Source organism: Burkholderia sp. EMB26 (assembly GCF_024730645.1).
GTDB classification, from domain to species: domain Bacteria; phylum Pseudomonadota; class Gammaproteobacteria; order Burkholderiales; family Burkholderiaceae; genus Burkholderia; species Burkholderia cenocepacia.
Map to the genome: position 1 here is coordinate 3,285,790 of NZ_CP078070.1, position 14,894 is coordinate 3,300,683.

Below are 14,894 nucleotides of genomic sequence, written 5' to 3' on the forward strand. Positions count from 1 at the left end.
CCGAGCTTTCGGGCCAACGCGCGTGGGCGACATGACGCGCCCTTCTCTCTAAATCATTCCCGCCATGTCGACCTTCGAGATCCGGATCACCGAAACGCCAGCGGACAGCGCAAGCCCGTTCCCGCCGACGATTTACCGCGGCGAGCGCTGGGATCTGGACCATCTGCGTCCATTGACCTTCACCTGCGATCTGGAAACCGGCTTCGATGTGACGGTTCTTGTCCTGTTCTCGTGTCACTGCTTCACACGCAGCTTCAAATGGGACGGACGCAGCCGCGACACCATTCCGGACGGCGAGATCTACGACGACAGCCGCGAGACACGCGTGCTTTGCGCGGACCGGTATCGCGCGTCACGGGAGCTGTTGCGCGGCGTGATCGTGGGGCTGGCGACGCGCCGGATCGTCGTCGCGGATGAACGGCAACCCAATTTCGTCACGGTGGAGGCGGTCGCATCGGACGGCACGCAACGCGTGTATGCCGTGTTCTTCGAGGTGTCGAAGGACCGGATCAGGAAACGCCGGCTCATCCTGCGCGTACAGTCGGCCTACATGCTGGACGGCGGCCTGAACCGGCGCCAGCGGGAAGCCCGGAAAGTCGCGTTGCGCACGTTGCTGCGCGCGAGCCTGGAAGGCCGCAAGATCCGGGCGTAGAAAAACCAACGGCCGCCTTTCGGCAGCCGTCGCATGCAGGATTCTCTTTCCGTCTTTCGACGAAATACCCACTCCAGGTGGGACCCGGTTGTCCGGGCGGCGCTATGTTTTCGCACCCGCTTTCACATAGTCTTGCGTTGAATTATAAGGAATTTCATCTTTCGGTCAAGGCAAGTGCCACGCTGCCGCCCCGATTTCGCGCCCGCCTTCCGCTGAGCGCAACTTTCATCAGACAAAAGAAAAAGCCCGCTCGAAAGCGGGCTTTTTCCTGTCTGGCGAACCTTTCGATCCGCCAAGCAAGGGAAGCTCAGAAGCCCCAGTGGACGTCGGCCTGGCCGGCCTTCGCTTCGCGCAGCATCGTCAGGAACGGCGCGACGCGCTGGGCCAGGCTCGGCGGCACTTCGTGGTGCGCGTGGTCGGCTTCGTCCTCATGGAAATGGCCGGCGTGCTCGGCGCGTTCCTGCTTCGCCTGCGCGACCGCGCCTTCCAGCTTGGCGATCGCGTGGTCCAGTTCGTCGTGCGTAATCACACCGCGCTCGCCCAGCTGCTTGCCGACGAGACCCAGCACATACACGGCGAAATCCTTCAGCACGTCGAGATCCTGTGCCGCCTTGCTCTTGAACGTAATCATGACAATTCCCTTTTCATCTTGTTGTGCCTGCGCGGCGCGGTTGGGGAACGCCGGCAGACCGGCGTCCGGCCTCGCGGACGCGGGCCGCCTGAGCGGCATATTAGCACCTGTTAAAATTCTGCGATCCCTGAAACGCGCGCTTAAAAAGCGTGCCGGCGGGCCGGCGTTTCCGGCCGCCACCAACGAAGCCTTCTACCAGCATGCTGCCAGCACACAAACAGACCCTCGAAGCCCTGCTCGCGGATAGCGTCAAGCAGGTCGCACACGCGCTGAAAGGCGCCGACGCAGCATTCGTCGCCCCGGCCATCACGCTGGAGCGCCCGAAGGTCGCCGCGCACGGCGACGTCGCGTGCAACGTCGCGATGCAGCTCGCGAAGCCGCTCGGCACGAACCCGCGCCAGCTCGCCGAGCAGATCGTCGCCGCCCTCACCGCGCAGCCGGCCGCGCAAGGCCTCGTCGAAGCCGCCGAGATCGCCGGCCCCGGCTTCATCAACCTGCGCCTGTCGGCCGCCGCGAAGCAGGCCGTGATCGCCGCCGTGTTCGACCAGGGCCGCGCGTTCGGCACGTCGGATCGCGAGAAGGGCAAGCAGGTGCTGCTCGAATTCGTGTCGGCCAACCCGACCGGCCCGCTGCACGTCGGCCACGGCCGTCAGGCCGCGCTCGGCGACGTGCTCGCGAACGTGATCGCGAGCCAGGGCTACGCGGTGCACCGCGAGTTCTACTACAACGACGCGGGCGTGCAGATCGGCAACCTGGCGATCTCGACGCAGGCCCGCGCGCGCGGCCTGAAGCCGGGCGACGCGGGCTGGCCGGAAGCCGCGTACAACGGCGAGTACATCGCCGACATCGCGCGCGACTACCTGAACGGCGAAACGGTCGCCGCCTCGGACGGCGAGCCGGTCAAGGGCACGGGTGACGTCGAGGATCTCGACGCGATCCGCAAGTTCGCGGTCACCTACCTGCGTCGCGAGCAGGACATGGACCTGCAGGCGTTCGGCGTGAAATTCGACCAGTACTACCTCGAATCGTCGCTGTACAGCGAAGGGCGCGTCGAGAAGACGGTCGACGCGCTGGTCAAGGCCGGCATGACCTACGAGCAGGACGGCGCGCTGTGGCTGCGCACGACCGACGAAGGCGACGACAAGGATCGCGTGATGCGCAAGTCGGACGGCACGTACACGTACTTCGTGCCGGACGTCGCGTACCACGTGACGAAGTGGGAGCGCGGCTTCACGAAGGTGATCAACATCCAGGGTTCGGACCACCACGGCACGATCGCGCGCGTGCGCGCCGGCCTGCAGGGGCTGCACATCGGGATCCCGAAGGGCTATCCCGACTACGTGCTGCACAAGATGGTCACGGTGATGCGCGACGGCCAGGAAGTGAAGATCTCGAAGCGCGCGGGCAGCTACGTGACGGTGCGCGACCTGATCGAATGGTCGGGCGGCGCGGCGGCGGGCCAGGAAGCGGCCCCCGACCTGATCGACGAGGCGACCATCACGCGCGGCCGCGACGCGGTGCGTTTCTTCCTGATCTCGCGCAAGGCCGATACCGAGTTCGTGTTCGACATCGACCTCGCGCTGAAACAGAACGACGAAAACCCGGTCTATTACGTCCAGTACGCGCATGCGCGGATCTGCTCGGTGCTCAACGAACTGAAGTCGCGCTACAACGTCGACGTCGCGCAACTGCCGGGCGCCGACCTGTCGCAACTGACGAGCGCGCAGGCGACATCGCTGATGCAGAAGCTGGCCGAGTATCCGGACATGCTCACGCACGCGGCAAACGAGCTGGCGCCGCACGCAGTCGCGTTCTACCTGCGCGATCTCGCTGGCGAATTCCACTCGTTCTACAATGCGGAGCGCGTGCTGGTCGACGACGCAGCGCCGCGCAATGCGCGCGCCGCGCTGCTCGCCGCGACCCGGCAGGTGCTCGAGAACGGCCTGGCGGTGCTCGGCGTGTCCGCACCCGCCAAGATGTAAGGATGTAAGCGCGGCCCCGAACCGGGCAGCGAATGGCCGCGGCAGCGCCCGCCGCAGGAGAGCCTGCCTCGGCCTTTTCACGATTCTTTTTGCAGGTGACTCAAGCAATGGCACAACCACGCCGAACTTCGAAGCAATCGAAACAAGCCGGAGGGACATTTCTTGGAATCGTGCTGGGCCTGATCGTCGGCCTCGCGATCGCCGTGGTGGTGGCGCTCTATATCACGCGTTCGCCGTCGCCGTTCGTGTCGAAGGTCGCGCCGCCGCCGGCCGACAACGGCGCAAGCCAGCCGCAGCAGTTCGATCCGAACCGCGCGCTGCAGGGCAAGACGCCCGGCCAGCCGGTGCCGCAAGCCGCGCAGCCCGCCCCGCCGAACACGGCGCCGGGCCAGGCCGCGAACCAGACCCAGGGCGGCCTGCTGCCCGAACCGCAGATCGTCGAAGTGCCGCCGTCGGGTAACACGAACGGCGCGACCGGCTCGAGCAACACCACCGCGTCGAACACTCCGTCGTCGGGCAACGGCGTCGCCGTCGCGCCGAAGCCGGCCGACACCACGCCGCCGCCGAAGAAGACGCAACAGGCGCAGCAACAGCAGCAAGGCGGCGAGGACGACCTCGCCCGCTTCGCCGCGCAGAAGCAGGCGCAGCAAGCCGCCGCGCAAAAACAGCAGCAACAGCAGCAGGCCGCGAACACGCCGAAGCCGACGTCGTCGGCCACGGCCGCAGCGGCAGCGAAGCCGCCGACCGCGAACGACGCGAACACCGGCTACTTCCTGCAGGTCGGCGCATACAAGACGGAAGGCGATGCCGAGCAGCAGCGCGCGCGCCTCGGCTTCCAGGGCTTCGAATCGAAGGTGTCGAAGCGCGACGTCAGCGGCGTGACCTATTTCCGCGTGCGCGTCGGCCCGTTCTCGAAGTTCGAGGATATGAACTCGGCCCGTCAGCGCCTGTCCGATGCAGGTGTCGACACGGCGGTGATCCGCTTCACGAAGCAGTAAGCCAACCGGCCGAGCCCACGCAGAACCCGTTACGTTCCGTAACCCGAGCAACTGATTCGACGTTCACAACATGAAAAAACTGCTTAGCACGCTCCTTCTGTCCCTGGGCCTGGCCGCCGGCTTCGCGCAGGCTTCGCCCGCCGCGCCGGCCGCCGGCAAGGACTTCGAGGTGATGAAGTCGCCGCAGCCGGTATCCGCGCCGGCCGGCAAGGTCGAGGTGATCGAGTTCTTCTGGTACGGCTGCCCGCACTGCTACGAATTCGAGCCGACGATCGAGGCCTGGGTGAAGAAGCAGGGCAACAACATCGACTTCAAGCGCGTGCCGGTCGCATTCCGTGACGATTTCGTCCCGCACTCGAAGCTGTACTACGCGGTGTCCGCGCTCGGCATCTCCGAGAAGGTCACGCCGGCGATCTTCAACGCGATCCACAAGCAGAAGAACTACCTGCTGACGCCGCAGGCGCAGGCCGACTTCCTGGCCACGCAGGGCGTCGACAAGAAGAAGTTCATGGATGCGTACAACTCGTTCAGCGTGCAGGGCGAGGTGAACCAGTCGGCCAAGCTGCTGAAGGACTACGCGATCGACGGCGTGCCGACGGTCGTCGTCCAGGGCAAGTACAAGACGGGCCCCGCTTACACGAACAGCATCCCGGGTACCGCCCAGGTGCTCGACTTCCTCGTGAAGCAGGTCCAGGACAAGAAGCTCTGATCCCCGCCCGCGCGCCGGCATGACTACTCCGCTGAAGGTCTTCATCACCGGCGCGTCGAGCGGCCTCGGCCTCGCGATGGCCGAGGAATACGCCCGCCAGGGCGCCACGCTCGCGCTCGTCGCGCGGCGCACCGATGCACTCGATGCGTTCGCGCGGCGTTTCCCGAAGCTGTCCATCTCCGTCTATTCCGCCGACGTGCGCGACGCCGATGCGCTCGCGACGGCCGCCGCGTCGTTCATCGCGACGCACGGCTGCCCGGACGTCGTGATCGCGAACGCAGGCATCAGCCAGGGCGCCGTCACGGGCCAGGGCGATCTCGCGGCGTTCCGCGACGTGATGGACATCAACTACTACGGGATGGTCGCGACGTTCGAGCCGTTCGTCGGCCCGATGACGGCCGCGCGCCACGGCACGCTGGTCGGCGTCGCGAGCGTCGCCGGCGTGCGCGGGCTGCCCGGCTCCGGCGCGTACAGCGCGTCGAAGTCGGCCGCGATCAAGTATCTCGAAGCGCTGCGCGTCGAGCTGCGTCCGGCCGGCGTCGGCGTCGTGACGATCGCGCCCGGCTACATTCGCACGCCGATGACCGCGCACAACCCGTACCGGATGCCGTTCCTGATGGACGCCGACCGCTTCGCCGCACGGGCGGCGCAGGCGATCGCCCGGCAGCACGCGTTCCGCGTGATTCCGTGGCAGATGGGCGTCGTCGCGAAGGTGCTGCACGTGCTGCCGCGCTGGCTGTACGACCGCCTGTTCGAAAAGGCGCCGCGCAAGCCGAAGGCCGGCGCGCACTGACGCTCCGCCGACGCGGCCCGCGCGACACGCGCCGGGCCGTATCGCTGCGCCGGAGCGTCGACGCGCCGGTTTTGCGACACCTGCCGCGGCACCTTCGCCGCCCCCCCGCCCGCCGGCTCCGCCGCCCCGGCGCCCGCCCCGCCCGCCGCCTCCACCGCACCTTTCGCCGCATCAACACCCGTTCCGTCGCGAACGCAGCCGTTTTTCGGCCAATTCGCCGCGTTCCGGCGCCTTTTTTCACGCGTCGCGCGCTTTGACGGTATGCTATTCGCCAGCCGCGCCGGCCCTGCCGCTTCCAGGCCGCGCCTGCCTCCATCATCCAGCGAAAAACACAAGCCACGTGGGAGATCCTATGCACGTCAAGCTGTTCGCCGCGGCCGCCATCGCCGCCGCCCTTGCCGCCCCCGGCCTCGCCGCCGCCAAGCCGCTCACCGTTTGCACGGAATCGAGCCCGGACGGCTTCGACGTCGTGCAGTACAACTCGCTCGTCACGACCAACGCATCGGCCGACGTGATCTTCAACACGCTCGTGTCCTACGACGAGGCCGCGAAAAAGGTCGTGCCCGCGCTCGCGGACAAATGGGAGGCCAGCGCCGACGGCCTCACGTACACGTTCCACCTGCGCCCGAACGTCGCGTTCCAGACCACCGACTATTTCAAGCCGGGCCGCGCGCTCGATGCGGACGACGTCGTGTTCACGTTCACGCGGATGCTCGACGATGCGAACCCGTGGCACAAGGTCGCCGGCGCGAGCGGCTTCCCGCACGCGCAGTCGATGGGCCTCGTGAAGCTCGTGAAGTCGGTCACGAAGGTCGACGACAGCACGGTGAAATTCGTGCTGAACGAGCCGAACGCGACCTTCGTGCCGATCCTGACGATGGGCTTCGCGTCGATCTACTCGGCCGAATACGCGGATCAGTTGCTGAAGGCCGGCAAGCAGGCCGACCTGAACGCGAAGCCGGTCGGCACCGGCCCGTTCGTGCTGAAGAGCTATACGAAGGACGCGCTGATCCGCTACGACGCGAACCCGACGTACTGGGGCCCGAAGCCGAAGGTCGACCGGCTGATCTATGCGATCACGCCCGACCCGTCGGTGCGCCTGCAGAAGGTGAAGGCCGGCGAATGCCAGATCGCGCTGTCGCCGAAGCCGCAGGACGTGCTCGCCGCGAAGGGCGAAAGCGCGCTGAAGGTCGTGCAGACGCCCGCGTTCATGACCGCGTTCGTCGCGCTGAACACGCAGAAGAAGCCGCTCGACAACGACAAGGTACGCGAGGCGCTGAACCTCGCGTTCGACCGCGCGACCTACCTGAAGGTCGTGTTCGACAACACCGCGACGGCCGCGAACAACCCGTATCCGCCGAACACGTGGAGCTACGCGAAGGACATCGCGCCGTACCCGCACGATCCCGCGAAGGCGAAGCAGCTGCTCGCGCAGGCCGGCTTCCCGAACGGCTTCTCGACGACGATCTGGACGCGCCCGACCGGCAGCGTGCTGAATCCGAATCCGAAGGTCGGCGCCGAACTGCTGCAGGCCGACCTCGCGAAGATCGGCGTGAAGGCCGAGGTCAAGGTGATCGAATGGGGCGAGCTGATCAAGCAGGCGAAGCTCGGCCAGCATGACATGCTGTTCATGGGCTGGGCCGGCGACAACGGCGATCCGGACAACTACCTGTCGCCGCTGTTCAGCTGCAACGCGGTGAAGTCGGGCATCAACTTCGCGCGCTTCTGCGATGCGCCGCTCGACAAGCTGATCGCCGACGGCAAGGCGACCGCCGACCAGGCCAAGCGCGCGAAGCTGTACGAAAGCGCGCAGAAGATCATCCACGATCAGGCGCTGTGGATTCCGCTCGGCTACCCGACCGCGGCCGCGCTCACGCGCACCAACGTGAGCGGCTATCACGTCAGTCCGTTCGGACGACAGAACTTCACGACGGTCGCCGTGCAGTAACCGTGCGTGGCGCGCAAGCGACGGCGCACGCGCCGCCCGCTTGCGGCCCGCACGCCGCGCTTGCTACACTGCGCGCCTATTCCTCATACCGGACGCCAGCCAAAGTGAACAACTAAGCCTTCCCGAAATGTTTTCGCCGCCCGTGCCACGCACGCCGCGCGCGAAGGTCTTCACGCATTTTTGGAGGTGCTTATGGCTGCAGCCACGCCCACCGGCGCGCTCGTCGCGCTTCATCACGTTTCCTTCCGCTTCGACGACGGCGTCACGCTGTTCGATTCGCTCGACCTGTCCATCGATCGCACGCCGACCGGCATCGTCGGCCGCAACGGCATCGGCAAGAGCCTGCTCGCGCAACTGATCGCGGGCCGCCGCGCGCCCAGCGCGGGCACGATCGAGCGGCATGCGCAGGTGGTCTACGTCGCGCAGCAGCACGACGACGACGCAATGGCCATCCCGCGGACCGTCGCGCAGATCATCGCGCTCGATGCCCCGCTCGGCGCCCTCGCGCGTCTCGCGGACGGCCGCGCAACGCCGCACGACTTCGAGCTGATCGGCGATCGCTGGGATCTCGCGGAACGGCTGCGCACGACGCTCGACGCGGCTGGCCTGCACGACGTCCACGCCGACACGCCTGCGCACGCGTTGAGCGGCGGCCAGCTCGCGCGCGTCGCGCTGATCGGCGCGCTGCTGTCCGGCGCCGGCCTGCTCGTGCTCGACGAACCGACCAACCATCTCGACGCACCAGGCCGCGCGTGGCTGCGCGCGGCGCTCGACGGCTGGCGCGGCGGCGTCGTCATCGTCAGCCACGACCGTGCGCTGCTCGCCGGCGTGCAACGCATCGTCGAGCTGACGCCGCACGGCGCGCGTTCATATGGCGGCAACTATGCGCGCTACCGCGCGCAGCGCGACGCGGAACAGGACGCCGCGCACGCGGCGCTCGACCATGCGCGCACCGAGCGCGGGCGCGCACGGCGCCGGCTCGAACAGGAACACGACACGATCCAGCGTCACGCGGCCGCGTCGCTGCGCGACGCGAAGACGGCCAACCTGTCGTCGATGGCGCGTCAAAGCCGCAAGGGCGCCGCGCGCGCGATCATGGGGACCGTCCGGCGTCATCAGAGCGACTTCAAGGCGATGCTCGACGCGCGCGTGCAGGAAGCGGCCGCGCGCGTCGAAGCCGACGCGCCGGTGCTGGTATCGCTGCCGGGCACCGAGGTCAGCGCGCGCCGCCAGCTGTTCACGCTCGAACGCGCGCAACTGCCGTGGCGCGTCGCGGGCGACGCCGACGCGATCACGTGGTCGGCGAGCGGCCCCGTGCGCATCGCGCTGACGGGCCCGAACGGCTGCGGCAAGTCGACGTTGCTGAGAATGCTCGCGGGCGAGCTGGCGCCGCGTTCGGGTATCTGCACGACGCACGTGAGCACCGCGTATCTCGACCAGCGGCTCGCGCTGCTCGACGCCGAGCGCTCGATCGTCGACCAGTTGGGCCTGCTCGATACGCCGCTCGCCGAAGGCGACCTGCGCAGCCGTCTCGCGCTGCTGCAGCTCGACGCGACGCGTGCGACGCAGCCGGCGCGGCAACTGAGCGGCGGCGAACGGCTGAAGGCCGCGCTCGCGTGCGCGTTGTGGCGCGGCACGCCGGCGCAACTGCTGCTGCTCGACGAGCCGACCAATCACCTCGATCTCGAATCGGTGCGCGCGATCGAAGCGGCGCTGGCCGGCTTCCCGGGCGCGATCGTGGTCGCGTCGCACGACGCCGCGTTTCTCGCGGCGCTCGAACCGACGCACACGATGCAGTGGCAGCGCGACGGGTGGCGCTACGAACCCGTCGCGTGACGGCGACGCAGCGTCGTGCTCAGCCGGCGGTGCGGAACCGCAGCACGCCGTCGTCGCCCTGCTCGCGCACGAGTTCGCCCGCGAGCCACAGCAGGTTCAGGTGCGCGAGCGCCTCGCCGAGCGCGAACGTCATCTGGTGGATGTCGAGCTCGCGGCGGCGGAACATGATCGGCACGATGTCGGCCGCGCTCATCGGCTGCTCCGCGCACGCGACACGCACTTCGGCCAGGCGCGCATCGTGGTGTTCGCGCAGTTGCGCGATGCGCGTGCGCACGCCGCGGAACGGCTTGCCGTGCGACGGCAGCACGAGCGTGTCGGGCGCCATCGTCTCGTAACGGCCGAGCGATTCGAGGTACAGCGCGAGCGGGTTCGCTTCCGGCTCGAGGTCGAACACCGACACGTTCGTCGAGATGCGCGGCAGCACCATGTCGCCGGAAATCAGCACGCCGTCCGCTTCGCTGTGGAGCGCGCAATGTTCAGGCGAATGGCCAAAACCGGTGACGACGCGCCATGTCCGCGCGCCGATCGTCACCGCGTCGCCTTCGCGCAGGCGCCGGTAGCGCGGCGGCACGGCCGGCACGAGGTCCGAGTAGTAGCTGCGGCGGTTGCGCAGCTTGTCGAGCGCGGCCGGATCGGTCAGGCCGTGGCGCGCGAAGTGATCGGCGGCGGCCGCGCCGCCCGCGTTCGAACCGTTGCCGGCCGCCATCAGGCAGCCGAACATATATTCGCCGAGCGTCATCCACAGTCGCACGTTCCAGCGGCCTTGGTCGCCGCCTTCGCACAGCCAGTTCGCGAGGCCGAAGTGATCGGGGTGGCAGTGCGTGACGAGCACGCGCAGCACGGGCAGGCCGTCGAGCTGCGTGTCGAAGATCTGTTCCCAGTGCGTGCGGATCGCGTCCGACGAGATCCCGCAATCGACGACCGTCCAGCCGGCCTGCCCGTCGATCTCGTCGCGCAGCAGCCAGAGATTGATGTGATCGAGCGAGAACGGCAGCGGCATGCGCAGCCAGCGCACGCCGGGCGCAACCTCGAACGTGTCGCCCGCGGCGGGCAGCGTATCGGCGAAGGGGTAGTCGAGTTGGTGTTCCAGGGCGTTCATCGGTGGGGTGTCTCGTCGTTATCGGTGCGAATGCGCGCCGGCGGCGGGCGCGGCGGGCGGTGCGTCGATTCTATCGCCGTCGCGAAAAACGCGTGCCCGGCGGGCGCCGGCCCGCCAAAAAAAGTTCGTGTCAGAATCGGTTCCGTACCCGTATCTTTACGCGAAGATGCACCGAACGGCCCCTAACGGCGAGCAACACGCCGATTGACGACCGCTCGCGCGCCCCGCCGAAAGTCATTGAAACGCCGACTTGGGCGCTAAAATGGCGAGTGCTTACAGCCCCTCCCGAACGAGCCTGCACGCAATGAATCACTTCCCCAAACTGCTGTCGTCGCAGATCGGTTTCGACGTCGCGCAGACGATGCTCGAATACTTCGATCGCCATTACCGGATCTTCCGCGAAGCGGCCGTCGAAGCGAAGACGCTGTTCGAGCGCGGCGACTGGCACGGGCTGCAGCGGCTCGCACGCGAGCGGATCACGTCGTACGACGAGCGCGTGAAGGAATGCGTGGAGGTGCTGGAAGACGAATACGACGCGGAGAACATCGACGACGAAGTGTGGCAGCAGATCAAGCTGCACTACATCGGCCTGCTCACGTCGCACCGCCAGCCCGAGTGCGCGGAGACCTTCTTCAATTCGGTGTGCTGCAAGATCCTGCACCGCTCGTATTTCAGCAACGATTTCATCTTCGTGCGCCCGGCGATCTCGACCGAGTACCTGGAGAACGACGAGCCGGCCGCGAAACCGACCTACCGCGCGTACTATCCGGGCACCGACGGGCTCGCGGTCACGCTCGAGCGCATCGTCACGAACTTCCAGCTCGAGCCGGCGTTCGAGGATCTCACGCGCGACATCGGCTGCGTGATGCAGGCGATCGACGACGAATTCGGCCACTTCGACGCAGCGCCGAATTTCCAGATCCACGTGCTGTCGTCGCTGTTCTTCCGCAACAAGAGCGCGTACATCATCGGCCGCATCATCAACGCCGACCGCGTGCTGCCGTTCGCGGTGCCGATCCGCCACGTGCGCCCGGGCCTGCTCGCGCTCGACACCGTGCTGCTGCGCCGCGACCTGCTGCAGATCATCTTCAGCTTCTCGCATTCGTACTTCCTCGTCGACATGGGCGTGCCGTCCGCGTACGTCGAGTTCCTCTGCACGATCATGCCGGGCAAGCCGAAGGCCGAGATCTACACGTCGGTCGGGCTGCAGAAGCAGGGCAAGAACCTGTTCTACCGCGACCTGCTGCACCACCTGTCGCATTCGAGCGACCGCTTCATCATCGCGCCCGGGATCAAGGGCCTCGTGATGCTCGTGTTCACGCTGCCGTCGTTCCCGTACGTGTTCAAGATCATCAAGGATCACTTCCCGCCGCCGAAGGAAACGACGCGCGCGCAGATCATGGAGAAGTACCAGCTCGTGAAGCGCCACGACCGGCTCGGGCGGATGGCCGACACGCTCGAGTATTCGAGCGTCGCGCTGCCGCTCGCGCGGCTCGATCACGCGCTCGTGCGCGAACTCGAGAAGGAAGTGCCGTCGCTGCTCGAATACGAGGACGACAAGCTGGTGATCAAGCACCTGTACATCGAGCGCCGGATGACGCCGCTCAACCTGTACCTGCAGAACGGCAGCGACGCGGACGTCGAGCACGGCGTGAAGGAATACGGCAACGCGGTGAAGGAGCTGATGAAGGCCAACATCTTCCCCGGCGACATGCTGTACAAGAACTTCGGCGTCACGCGCCACGGCCGCGTCGTGTTCTACGACTACGACGAGATCGAATACCTGACCGACTGCAACGTGCGGCGCGTGCCGCCGCCGCGCAACGAGGAAGACGAGCTGTCCGGCGAACCGTGGTATACCGTCGGCCCGCACGACATCTTTCCGGAGACCTACGGGCCGTTCCTGCTCGGCGACCCGCGCGTGCGCAGCGTCTTCATGAAGCACCACGCGGACTTTTTCGATCCCGCGCTGTGGCAGGCGAGCAAGGACAAGCTGATGCAGGGCGAATTGCCCGATTTTTATCCGTACGACGCGACCCTGCGCTTTTGCGTGCGCTACCCCGCGCGCTTCGGCGCGACGGGCCGCAACGACGGCGAAGGCGATGCGCAGCGCGCCGCCTGACGCCGGCAACACCGAATCCGATATCGACCCGATTTCCGCCAACGGAAGCCACCCCGATGACTACCCAAGACAATCCGCTTTCACATCTGTTCGACAACAACGACGCGTGGGTCAAGCGCCAGCTCGCCGACGATCCCGATTTCTTCGCCCGGCTCGCCGACCAGCAGGCGCCGGAATATCTGTGGATCGGCTGCTCGGATTCGCGCGTGCCGGCAAACCAGATCATCGGCCTGCCGCCGGGCGAAGTGTTCGTGCACCGCAACATCGCGAACGTCGTCGTGCACAGCGACCTGAACTGCCTGTCGGTGATCCAGTTCGCGGTCGACATCCTGCGCGTGAAGCACATCATGGTCGTCGGCCACTACGGCTGCTCGGGCGTGAACGCGGCGCTGCACAACCGCCGCGTCGGCCTCGCGGACAACTGGCTGCATCACGTGCAGGACGTGCGCGAGCGCCACGCGGCGCTGCTCGACGAATGGCCGGTCGGCGAAGCGCGCTATCGCCGCCTGATCGAGCTGAATTCGATCGAACAGGTCGTCAACGTGTGCCGCACGACGATCGTCAACGACGCGTGGGCGCGCGGCCAGTCGCTGACCGTGCACGGGCTCGTGTACGGCGTGCACGACGGCCGGATGCGCAATCTCGGCATGTCCGTGTCGAGCTTCGACGCGCTCGACGCAACCTACAAGCGCTGCGTGGCGGCGCTGACCGCGCGCGGCCAGCACGCGCCGGACAACGACATGGTCGCGGCGGACGCCGCACGGCTCGACGGCGTCGCGCAGGCGGTCGCCGCCACGCTGAAGCCGTGCGACGACGCGCAGTAACGTGAGGTGCGCGCCGGCCGCCCGGCGGCGACTGCCGCGCGGGCGCGGCACGCATCGAACGGATCTGACACCGGCACTGCCGCGGCGGCGCCAACCCAAGGAGCGACGAGCATGAAAACCGTATTGATCGTCGGTGCATCGCGCGGCCTCGGCCGCGAATTCGTCCGGCAATACCGGCGCGACGGCTGGAACGTGATCGCCACCGCGCGCGACGCCGCGTCGCTCGACGCGCTGCGCGCGCTCGGCGCCCAGGCGCATGCGCTCGACATCGCGCAGCCCGAGCAGATCGCGGCGCTCGGCTGGAAGCTCGACGGCGAGCGGCTCGACGCGGCCGTGCTCGTGTCGGGCGTGTACGGGCCGCGCACCGAAGGCGTCGAGACGATCACCGCCGAGGATTTCGACGCGGTGATGCATACGAACGTGCGCGGGCCGATGCAGTTGCTGCCGATCCTGCTGCCGCTCGTCGAGGATGCGCGCGGCGTGCTGGCGGTCGTATCGAGCCGGATGGGCAGCATCGCCGAGGCGACCGGCACGACCGGCTGGCTGTACCGCGCGAGCAAGGCCGCGCTGAACGACGCGCTGCGCATCGCGTCGCTGCAGACGCGCCATGCCGCGTGCATTTCGCTGCATCCCGGCTGGGTACGCACCGACATGGGCGGCGCGCAGGCCGCGATCGATCCGGAAACGAGCGTGACCGGCATGCGTCGCGTCATCGCCGAATCCGGTTCGGACGTGTCTCAGGCGAACGGCCGGTTCTTCCAGTACGACGGCATCGAGCTCAGTTGGTGAGTGCGCCGACAACCCAGCGTTGTTAATTCACATTTCGCATGATTTTGAACCGACCTGACGCGTGCCCGTGCGGCGGCGCGTCCCCCGCGCCCGCCAGGACGTCCGCGCCGCGCTATGCGGCCTGCTGCGGCCGCTTCATCGACGGCGGCGAGGCCGCGCCGACCGCACTCGAATTGATGCGTTCGCGGTACAGCGCGTACGTGCTCGGCGCGACCGATTACCTGCGCGCGACGTGGGCCGCGCGCACCTGCCCGCCCGATCTCGACACCGACCCCAGCGCGCCGGACGCGCCGCGCTGGCTGGGCCTCGCGGTCAAACGCCACGCGCCGCTCGACGACCGGCACGCGGAGGTCGAATTCGTGGCCCGCTACAAGGTCGGCGGACGCGCCTACCGGCTGCACGAGACGAGCCGTTTCGAGCGCGACGAGCACGGTTTCTGGCGCTATGTCGACGGCGAAGTAAGTGAACGCTGACAAATAGTTGCTGTGTCAGACGCCGGGTTATTCCCGCA

The 14,894-nt window shown here is 67.4% G+C and carries 13 protein-coding genes; 11 read left to right on the top strand and 2 right to left on the bottom strand.

The annotated features are described in order from the left end of the window. The first annotated feature begins 64 nt into the window (after window positions 1-64). Window positions 65-652, top strand: coding sequence for a hypothetical protein (locus tag KU887_RS15485; RefSeq protein WP_258250471.1), 588 nt, complete (start codon window positions 65-67; stop codon window positions 650-652). 307 nt (window positions 653-959) lie between these two features. On the opposite strand, the gene KU887_RS15490 is transcribed toward KU887_RS15485, so the two are convergent. Further along, on the bottom strand, window positions 960-1,283 hold the full coding sequence (locus KU887_RS15490; protein ID WP_006489103.1) for a DUF1840 domain-containing protein: 324 nt from the start codon (window positions 1,281-1,283) through the stop codon (window positions 960-962). 200 nt (window positions 1,284-1,483) lie between these two features. Between KU887_RS15490 and argS the strand changes: the two genes are divergently transcribed. The 6 genes from argS to KU887_RS15520 all read left to right on the top strand — a co-directional run bounded on the left by argS (window position 1,484) and on the right by KU887_RS15520 (window position 9,549). After that, window positions 1,484-3,265 (top strand): arginine--tRNA ligase, encoded by a 1,782-nt coding sequence (gene argS, locus KU887_RS15495; RefSeq protein ID WP_006495432.1) that lies wholly within the window; start codon window positions 1,484-1,486, stop codon window positions 3,263-3,265. Window positions 3,266-3,372: 107 nt separating this feature from the next. Next, the gene (locus KU887_RS15500; protein WP_034201311.1) at window positions 3,373-4,263 is read left to right on the top strand and encodes an SPOR domain-containing protein; all 891 of its coding nucleotides are present in this window, start codon (window positions 3,373-3,375) and stop codon (window positions 4,261-4,263) included. Window positions 4,264-4,333: 70 nt separating this feature from the next. Beyond that, the gene (locus KU887_RS15505) at window positions 4,334-4,972 is read left to right on the top strand and encodes a thiol:disulfide interchange protein DsbA/DsbL (protein ID WP_006489101.1); all 639 of its coding nucleotides are present in this window, start codon (window positions 4,334-4,336) and stop codon (window positions 4,970-4,972) included. Between the two features lie 19 nt (window positions 4,973-4,991). After that, a complete protein-coding gene (locus tag KU887_RS15510) occupies window positions 4,992-5,765 on the top strand; it encodes an SDR family oxidoreductase (RefSeq protein ID WP_006489097.1) in 774 nt (257 codons plus the stop codon). Between the two features lie 352 nt (window positions 5,766-6,117). Next, entirely contained in the window at window positions 6,118-7,713 is a 1,596-nt protein-coding gene (locus tag KU887_RS15515) for an ABC transporter substrate-binding protein (protein WP_060214896.1), read from the top strand. Between the two features lie 192 nt (window positions 7,714-7,905). After that, window positions 7,906-9,549, top strand: a complete 1,644-nt coding sequence (locus tag KU887_RS15520; protein WP_258250472.1) for an ABC-F family ATP-binding cassette domain-containing protein — start codon at window positions 7,906-7,908, stop codon at window positions 9,547-9,549. A gap of 19 nt (window positions 9,550-9,568) precedes the next feature. On the opposite strand, the gene KU887_RS15525 is transcribed toward KU887_RS15520, so the two are convergent. Beyond that, window positions 9,569-10,648 (bottom strand): MBL fold metallo-hydrolase, encoded by a 1,080-nt coding sequence (locus KU887_RS15525; RefSeq protein WP_006483650.1) that lies wholly within the window; start codon window positions 10,646-10,648, stop codon window positions 9,569-9,571. 304 nt (window positions 10,649-10,952) lie between these two features. Between KU887_RS15525 and aceK the strand changes: the two genes are divergently transcribed. The 4 genes from aceK (at window position 10,953) to KU887_RS15545 (ending at window position 14,856) form a co-directional block, all read left to right on the top strand. After that, window positions 10,953-12,770, top strand: coding sequence for a bifunctional isocitrate dehydrogenase kinase/phosphatase (gene aceK, locus KU887_RS15530; protein ID WP_034201308.1), 1,818 nt, complete (start codon window positions 10,953-10,955; stop codon window positions 12,768-12,770). A 56-nt stretch (window positions 12,771-12,826) separates the two neighbouring features. Continuing rightward, window positions 12,827-13,594: a carbonate dehydratase gene (can, locus tag KU887_RS15535; RefSeq protein WP_058901849.1), complete on the top strand. Its 768-nt coding sequence runs from the start codon at window positions 12,827-12,829 to the stop codon at window positions 13,592-13,594. 111 nt (window positions 13,595-13,705) lie between these two features. Beyond that, window positions 13,706-14,383, top strand: coding sequence for an SDR family oxidoreductase (locus tag KU887_RS15540; protein WP_006495437.1), 678 nt, complete (start codon window positions 13,706-13,708; stop codon window positions 14,381-14,383). A 38-nt stretch (window positions 14,384-14,421) separates the two neighbouring features. After that, entirely contained in the window at window positions 14,422-14,856 is a 435-nt protein-coding gene (locus tag KU887_RS15545; protein WP_006495438.1) for a YchJ family protein, read from the top strand. The last annotated feature ends 38 nt before the right edge of the window (window positions 14,857-14,894 follow it).

Coding starts and splice junctions, on each gene's coding strand:
- KU887_RS15485 (WP_258250471.1), top strand. CDS start 65: ATGTCGACCTTCGAGATCCGGATCACCGAAACGCCAGCGGACAGCGCA.
- KU887_RS15490 (WP_006489103.1), bottom strand. CDS start 1,283: ATGATTACGTTCAAGAGCAAGGCGGCACAGGATCTCGACGTGCTGAAG.
- argS (WP_006495432.1), top strand. CDS start 1,484: ATGCTGCCAGCACACAAACAGACCCTCGAAGCCCTGCTCGCGGATAGC.
- KU887_RS15500 (WP_034201311.1), top strand. CDS start 3,373: ATGGCACAACCACGCCGAACTTCGAAGCAATCGAAACAAGCCGGAGGG.
- KU887_RS15505 (WP_006489101.1), top strand. CDS start 4,334: ATGAAAAAACTGCTTAGCACGCTCCTTCTGTCCCTGGGCCTGGCCGCC.
- KU887_RS15510 (WP_006489097.1), top strand. CDS start 4,992: ATGACTACTCCGCTGAAGGTCTTCATCACCGGCGCGTCGAGCGGCCTC.
- KU887_RS15515 (WP_060214896.1), top strand. CDS start 6,118: ATGCACGTCAAGCTGTTCGCCGCGGCCGCCATCGCCGCCGCCCTTGCC.
- KU887_RS15520 (WP_258250472.1), top strand. CDS start 7,906: ATGGCTGCAGCCACGCCCACCGGCGCGCTCGTCGCGCTTCATCACGTT.
- KU887_RS15525 (WP_006483650.1), bottom strand. CDS start 10,648: ATGAACGCCCTGGAACACCAACTCGACTACCCCTTCGCCGATACGCTG.
- aceK (WP_034201308.1), top strand. CDS start 10,953: ATGAATCACTTCCCCAAACTGCTGTCGTCGCAGATCGGTTTCGACGTC.
- can (WP_058901849.1), top strand. CDS start 12,827: ATGACTACCCAAGACAATCCGCTTTCACATCTGTTCGACAACAACGAC.
- KU887_RS15540 (WP_006495437.1), top strand. CDS start 13,706: ATGAAAACCGTATTGATCGTCGGTGCATCGCGCGGCCTCGGCCGCGAA.
- KU887_RS15545 (WP_006495438.1), top strand. CDS start 14,422: ATGATTTTGAACCGACCTGACGCGTGCCCGTGCGGCGGCGCGTCCCCC.